Source organism: Gilliamella sp. B3367, assembly GCF_026536825.1.
Lineage (GTDB): Bacteria > Pseudomonadota > Gammaproteobacteria > Enterobacterales > Orbaceae > Gilliamella > Gilliamella apicola_E.
In genome coordinates this window covers 601,745-608,447 of the sequence record NZ_JAFNNJ010000002.1, presented here as the reverse complement: position 1 = coordinate 608,447, position 6,703 = coordinate 601,745, and the positions used below count along the sequence as shown (strand labels likewise).

The window sequence follows — 6,703 nt, the reverse complement described above, 5'->3', positions numbered from 1 at the left end:
TACTCGTGCAGTTGATGCTAACGGTCTGCTTGGGATTACGCTATCTAACGGAGCTAATTACACGCCTTCTAACAATTCATCATCTACAACCCCAATCACCTTGCCCGTTGAGGGTCAGAGTTTTGCTGATATTCGTATGTTCGTTCCTACTGATACTAATTCAGTCGCTTTGAGTTCACTTATCGGTCCTCCTAATAATTATTGGGGTGATGATGATGGAGATTCTGGCGTTAGTGCTACAGGTTCTTTAAGTTTATCTATCGTCGATAAAAGAGGTCAGTCTGTATCACGTAATTCCGTGCTAACAATTTGTAAGGCACCTTATAGGGTTACGTTATCTAGTACTAACGGTACATTATCTACTCGTTACGGATTTCCTAATCGTAGTACTTTCAGTGCAAGTAATGTTACTTATTACGTCAATCCTAAGGCTTCGCCTGTGGTTTGTTTTGCTCGGCCTAATTTAAAGTATGGTAAGCTTAATGAGAATGGTATTTCTCACGATTTCCGCGGTCCATCTTCAATGTGGGACCCTGCTAATGGTTTTATCCCTCAGTCAACTTCCCCGTCACTTTACGGTAGAAACTTTCCTACTACTGGTGCTAACAAACTGTACTTTGATTTACTCATTACCGGTAGTAGTCAGCCATTGTCTTGGTCTCCAGTTTCTCGGAGTGGTATCACAGCTACAATGTCTAATTCTACTGCTACAAGCGTTCGTGTTACTTTAACTGGTCCTTACGCTACCGAATCCCAGCATAATTCTAGAAATCCTGGTCCTATTTCTAAACCTACTTTGCCTCAGACCTTCGAGTTGGTCGGTCGTGATAGTAATGGTGCTCCAGTCGTCAAATATGGTTTTACTTTGAAGCAGTGGTTCGTCAACCGAGGTACTAAGTCTGACACTTATCCTAATACATTATCTTGGTGTAATAGTATTGGTTATCGAATGCCTCGCGTAAGGGATTTAACCAACGCGGTTCGTACAGGCTCTTCTCCTATCTCTGGCGCCACCCCTTCCTCATCTGGTAATTATTACCAACGTAGAATTGGTTCAGGTTTTTTCACGGAGTGGGGACGAATGTATGATTATTCAGGCGTTGGCTTCGACTACGATTGGTACTGGACTAGTGACCCGGATGGTAGTAACCAGTTTTTCGTGGGCACACACTACGGTTACGTGAATTGGAACTACACCTACTACGCCTACTCCGGACTTTGCTCCCATCCTTAGTTTTTATTTCTTCGTCCTTAATCCTTAGGGCGGGGGTGGGGGTGATAAAAAATAGTGTTGAGTCATTAAAAGCAAGCTGACTCAAGGAGTCAACGTCGTTTAGCCATAAAAAAAGCGATTTTGCGGCTAAGCGGCAAAAATGCTGGGCACCTAGGTGGTGGTTAAAAATATTGATATTAAAGGAGTAATATAAAATGAATATTGAAGACAAAATAGCGTTAAGTAAAAGTCCGGTTCAGTTTATTGCCGAAGGTAATTTTTTAAAGCTTTATAATCAATCATTATATGTGGTTGAGCAATTATTGGGTTTTAGCTTAAAGGTAACGGCAAAGTATATAAAAAAAATTGATGAAATTATTATTTGCGGTGGATTTCCTACCAGTTCTATTACTAAACGCTACCCCAATGCCAGCCCTAATTTTACGGGTTATGAGTTATTGGGTGATTATGATTTAAGTGGCTATGAGCTATGGTACCAAAAGCATTGCCAAATACCGAAGCAAAAAACACCACAATCCCTTCTCACAACATCCCAAGAGATAAACGAACAGTTAAACGAATTCCACGATATGAATAAACCCTTAACGGTTCAGCATCTATTATTTTTACAATCATGGCAGGCAAATAAATATCCTGCTATGGTAGATAGTGCGTTTATACAGGCGTTGAAGAATTATTTTAGTGAATTGCATTAATAGCAGAGCACACTGTGCCTGATGGCGCTATCGGATAGGATTTATCAAATCCGCTGATAGAAAAAAGGCTATAAATAAGGTCTGTATTTTTTACGCAGAGCTTGATGTTAAAGGTAAATCATCCACCTCAACTAGGGTGGTTTTTTAAGTTTTTTATCGAAAAAAAAATTGAGGAACGGGGTTTTTGGCGCTAATAAATAATTATATTTAGCTTTATTACCCCGTTTATCCGTTAACTTATCTGCTTTTTATTTTATTGCTTTTGCCACTATTTGTTGTGCTTCTTGCTGTAAGGTGGCAAGGTGTTCGTTGCTGATAAAGCTTTCGGCATAGATTTTATATGCGTCTTCTGTTCCCGATGGGCGAGCTGCAAACCAGCCGTTTTCGGTGATCACTTTTAATCCACCAATTGGCGCATTATTTGCTGGCGCGGTAGTGAGGCATTGGGTTATTTCTTCACCGGCTAGATTGTCTGTAGTTAATTGGCTTGCATCAAGTTTGGCCAGTTTTTGTTTTTCAGCAAATGTAGCCGAAGCTTGAATGCGTCCATAGTATGAGACACCAAATTTATCTTCAAGCTCTTGGTATTGTTCTTGTGGGTTTTTGCCAATTTTGGCCGTCATTTCTGCAGCAAGCAGACATAAGATGATGCCATCTTTATCAGTTGTCCAGACTTTGCCGTTGGTTCTTAAAAATGATCCGCCAGCGCTTTCTTCACCAGCAAATCCGAGTTTGCCGTGATAGAGTCCATCAGCATACCATTTAAAACCAACCGGATATTCAAGGTATTTTTTGTTTAAGCTGTTAGCTACGCGGTCGATCATTGAGCTAGTTACAAGTGTTTTACCGATTGCGATATCTTTGTGCCATTGTGGGCGGTTTTGGAATAGGTAGTTTACACAGGTTGATAAGTAGGCATTTGGGTTCATTAGTCCTTTTGGGGTGACGATACCGTGGCGGTCAGCATCGGTGTCGTTGCCAAAGGCTAGATCGAATTTGTCTTTTAGATTTAGTAATCCTGCCATTGCCCAACGGCTTGAGCAATCCATGCGGATAATTTCATCATGGTCAAGATGCATAAAGCTAAATGTTGGGTCGATTTTGTTGTTAACGATTTCAAGGTTTAGGCCATATTTTTCAGCAATGCGTGGCCAATAGGTAATACAAGCGCCACCCAGCGGGTCAACCCCAATTTTGAGTGATGATGATTTGATAAGCGATAGATCGATGATGTTTTGTAGGTCATTAACATAATCGGTTTCATATTCTTTAGTATGAAGGTAGTCAGATTTTATCGCTTTTTCGATCGTGACGCGTTTGACACCATTTAGGTTGGCTTTGAGTAGTTCGTTAGCGCGATTTTCGATCTGTTTGGTGATGTCAGTATCAGCAGGCCCGCCGTTAGTTGGATTGTATTTGATTCCTCCATCTTCAGGTGGGTTGTGTGATGGCGTGATAACGATGCCGTCAGCTAATTGTGATTGTTTATTGTAAGTTAAGATGGCGTGCGATATTACCGGCGTTGGTGTGTAACCCCAGTTTTGAGCGATGACTACGGTTTGTTCGTTAGCAATAAAGACTTCTAATACGGATTTTAGCGCAAGTTCGGATAAGGCGTGGGAATCTTGGCCAATAAAGCAAGGGCCAGTGATGTTGTTAGCTTTGCGGTATTCCGCCACCGCTTGTGCAATGGCTAGAATATGAGCTTCGTTAAAGGTGCCTTTGTTTGAGCTACCACGGTGACCCGATGTACCAAAGATGACCAGTTGGCTGATATTGTCTGTATCTGGTTTGATTTGGTAGTAATTGTTTTTTAATGTTTCGACATTTATTAGGTCTGTCGGTTGCGCTAACAATCCCGCACGACTTGGCTTATCCATTTTTTACTCCTCTTTCACAATTCGTTTTATTCACTTTTGTGTTCATTGAGTGAATTTTTATTTACTTGATGGTGAGAATGCATGAGTCACTTGGTTTATCATGCTTTCTGATATTCCCATGTCACTCATAATCGATTCTATAATGAGTATTTTACGAGCAGTATTGGTGTTGCTAATTACCCAATATGGGGTTCCAATGATTTCTCGTGGTTTGGTGTTTTTACCTGAGGTTTCGAGTGCTGTTGGGTCTTTTGCTAGGTATTGACGCTTTCTACCATGGAGTGAGGTCGCTGCAATGGAGAATAGTGCAGAGTTGTAGTTGTATAGCGCGTTTAATACCATTAAAAATCGACTGATAGTGGATCTTTCTTTAGTAAATCTTTCACTTTTAATCAGGTTTTCAATAACTGAATAATTGTTTTCAATGAGTTCTGATGGGGCAATTTCGATTGCTGACAATTGGTTAAACTTTAATAATCGTCTTAAAATACTTGAGGCATCTTCACCGATATATTTAGTTTGGCCTGCGATAAAGTTATAAAGTTCTTCGTCGATTTCGATAGTTTTCATGCTGTTATTTTGCCTATAAAATTATTTTACTGGACATCCATCAGCTGCGATGGCGTCAAGATTTAAATTCGGTTTGTCATTCATACAATCAAGCTTAGATTGATGAGTGACGGTTTCATTTTTCGTCGTTGCTTTTTGATTTTCATCATGACAGGCAGTTATCATAACTGATAATATTAAAGGAAAAAATAACCGTTTCATGTACTTATTGTATGGTAGATTAACTATTGAGCTGAGTATAACCTAAGTTGATTATAAATTGTATTATCAAATGATAAAATTGTGAAAATGATGTTGTCGTTTTTGCAAAAGAATATTATGCTATTAGAGGTATAAAATTTTATACTCAATATATGAGGAATAAATTATGAAAAAAATCGTCACATTAACTATACTAGCAGCAATTTTATCTGGGTGCAGTAATAGTGATATTTATTCTGGCGATGTTTATACAACCGATCAAGCTAAGCAAGTTCAACAAGTAAGTTATGGTACAGTTGTTGCTGTAAGAGCTGTGAAGATTCAAGCTAACTCTGATGGCAAAAATGGTGGCAATGTTGCGGGTCCTTTAGGCGGCGCAGTCATCGGGGGAGTATTAGGTAATACAATTGGTAATGGTACTGGGCGAATTTTAGCTGCAGCTACCGGTGCTGTAGGTGGTGCAATTTTAGGTGATGCTATCGAAAACAAAGCAAGCCAAGCTGCAGCGGTTGAATTAGAAATCAAACAAGATAAAGGTTCAACGATTGTTATTGTTCAAAAAGGTGATGCTAAGCAGTTTTACCCTGGTCAAAAAGTGAAACTGATCTCTAACGGTAAACGTATTAGTGCAGCACCAAAATATAATTCAAGATATTAAAGGTTCCTTTTCAAATCTTACTGATTTGTTCGCCTTCACTTATTGTATGATTCGTGAAGGCATTTTTTTTCTTCCCTTTTTTCCTTTTTTCCCATTTTACCTATTTTTAAATTCTCTTAATTGATTATTTTGTCAGCATAAAAATTTGCTTGGTTTGGTGCAAATAGATAAACTCAAGTTAGATGTTTAATTGTAATAAGGAACAGTACTGCAATGCGTATTTTACATACTATGATCCGCGTCGGCGATCTAAAACGTTCAATTGATTTTTATACTCGTATAATGGGAATGAAGTTGCTTAGAACAAGTGAGAATCCTGAATATCAATACTCGCTTGCTTTTGTTGGTTATAGTGATGAGTCTGACAGTTCGGTGATTGAGTTGACCTATAATTGGGGGACGGATAAATATGATCATGGTACGGCGTTTGGTCATATTGCTATCGGGGTTGATGATGTGGCTAAGATGTGCGAAGACGTTCGTCAAGCGGGTGGTCGTGTGACTCGTGAGGCGGGGCCGGTTAAAGGTGGTAAGACGATTATTGCTTTTGTTGAAGATCCCGATGGTTATAAACTTGAGTTAATTCAAAATAGCCAAGCGTCTGAAGCGTTAGGTAATTAATACGTTATATCGCCGATTTTTCGGCGATATTTTTTTCAAATCTATTAATATTTTGGTGCAAGCAGGTCATCAATAAGTTGTTGGTGTGTGATGGTTTGTTTTGCTTGCTCAAGACTCGCTGTTGTCATAATGGCATTAAGTGCTGTTAATGATTCATCAAAATCATCATTTATTATGATGTAGTCATATTCGTTATAATGCGATATTTCAGATTGGGCTTTGTGCATTCTTTTGCTGATGATATTCGCGTCGTCTTGGCCTCGTTTAATCAGTCTATTTTCAAGCTCTTTTAGTGATGGCGGTAAAATGAAGATGCTTTTTGATTCAGGCATTTGCTGTCTTACTTGCTGTGCACCTTGCCAATCGATATCAAGAAAGACATTTATTCCTTGCTGTAATGATTGTTCGATTTCAGCTTTGGATGTGCCATAGTAGTGGTCAAAGACGTGAGCATATTCAACAAAGGCATTTTGTTTTATAAGTGATTCAAATTCTTGATTGTCTACAAAATAGTAGTGTTCACCTTGTTTTTCATCCGGTCTTGGGTTTCTGGTTGTATGAGAGATTGAAACTTTAGCCGGATGGTGATTAGTTTGTGCTAAATAGGCGCGAATCAGGCTTGATTTGCCTGCACCACTTGGTGCTGAAATGATAAATAAAGTGCCTGTATACATAAATAATTTTACCGTAATATAATAAATAGTTTTAATAGAGCGTTGTTATACTCTATTATAGCAAAGTTTGATTATAAAATGCGGCTTATTGTTTTTAGTCTAATTAATTGTCTGCAATCTAATCTTTATCATTATAATTATTCAAGATATCAGTTTGTAAGGAATGAAAG

8 protein-coding genes are annotated in these 6,703 nt (G+C 38.7%); 4 read left to right on the top strand and 4 right to left on the bottom strand.

The annotated features are described in order from the left end of the window. Both J3U23_RS05900 and J3U23_RS05895 read left to right on the top strand, forming a co-directional pair. On the top strand, positions 1-1,234 hold a 1,234-nt coding region (locus J3U23_RS05900), incomplete at its 5' end, for a hypothetical protein (RefSeq protein ID WP_267338772.1). A gap of 194 nt (positions 1,235-1,428) precedes the next feature. Continuing rightward, a complete protein-coding gene (locus J3U23_RS05895; protein WP_267338771.1) occupies positions 1,429-1,929 on the top strand; it encodes a hypothetical protein in 501 nt (166 codons plus the stop codon). 248 nt (positions 1,930-2,177) lie between these two features. On the opposite strand, the gene pgm is transcribed toward J3U23_RS05895, so the two are convergent. The 3 genes from pgm to J3U23_RS05880 are packed head-to-tail and all read right to left on the bottom strand — an operon-like array spanning position 2,178 to position 4,580. Further along, the gene (pgm, locus tag J3U23_RS05890) at positions 2,178-3,809 is read right to left on the bottom strand and encodes a phosphoglucomutase (alpha-D-glucose-1,6-bisphosphate-dependent) (RefSeq protein ID WP_267338770.1); all 1,632 of its coding nucleotides are present in this window, start codon (positions 3,807-3,809) and stop codon (positions 2,178-2,180) included. Between the two features lie 57 nt (positions 3,810-3,866). Then, positions 3,867-4,379 (bottom strand): hypothetical protein, encoded by a 513-nt coding sequence (locus tag J3U23_RS05885; RefSeq protein WP_065733933.1) that lies wholly within the window; start codon positions 4,377-4,379, stop codon positions 3,867-3,869. Positions 4,380-4,400: 21 nt separating this feature from the next. Continuing rightward, positions 4,401-4,580 carry a hypothetical protein gene (locus J3U23_RS05880; protein ID WP_065733934.1) on the bottom strand — a complete coding sequence of 60 codons (180 nt, stop codon included), beginning with the start codon at positions 4,578-4,580 and terminating at the stop codon, positions 4,401-4,403. Between the two features lie 163 nt (positions 4,581-4,743). On the opposite strand from J3U23_RS05880, the gene J3U23_RS05875 reads away from it, so the two are divergent. Next, positions 4,744-5,238, top strand: a complete 495-nt coding sequence (locus J3U23_RS05875) for a glycine zipper 2TM domain-containing protein (protein WP_065733935.1) — start codon at positions 4,744-4,746, stop codon at positions 5,236-5,238. Between the two features lie 213 nt (positions 5,239-5,451). After that, positions 5,452-5,859: a lactoylglutathione lyase gene (gene gloA / locus J3U23_RS05870; RefSeq protein ID WP_065733936.1), complete on the top strand. Its 408-nt coding sequence runs from the start codon at positions 5,452-5,454 to the stop codon at positions 5,857-5,859. Between the two features lie 44 nt (positions 5,860-5,903). On the opposite strand, the gene gmk is transcribed toward gloA, so the two are convergent. After that, entirely contained in the window at positions 5,904-6,533 is a 630-nt protein-coding gene (gene gmk / locus J3U23_RS05865) for a guanylate kinase (RefSeq protein WP_267338769.1), read from the bottom strand. Positions 6,534-6,703 lie beyond the last annotated feature (170 nt).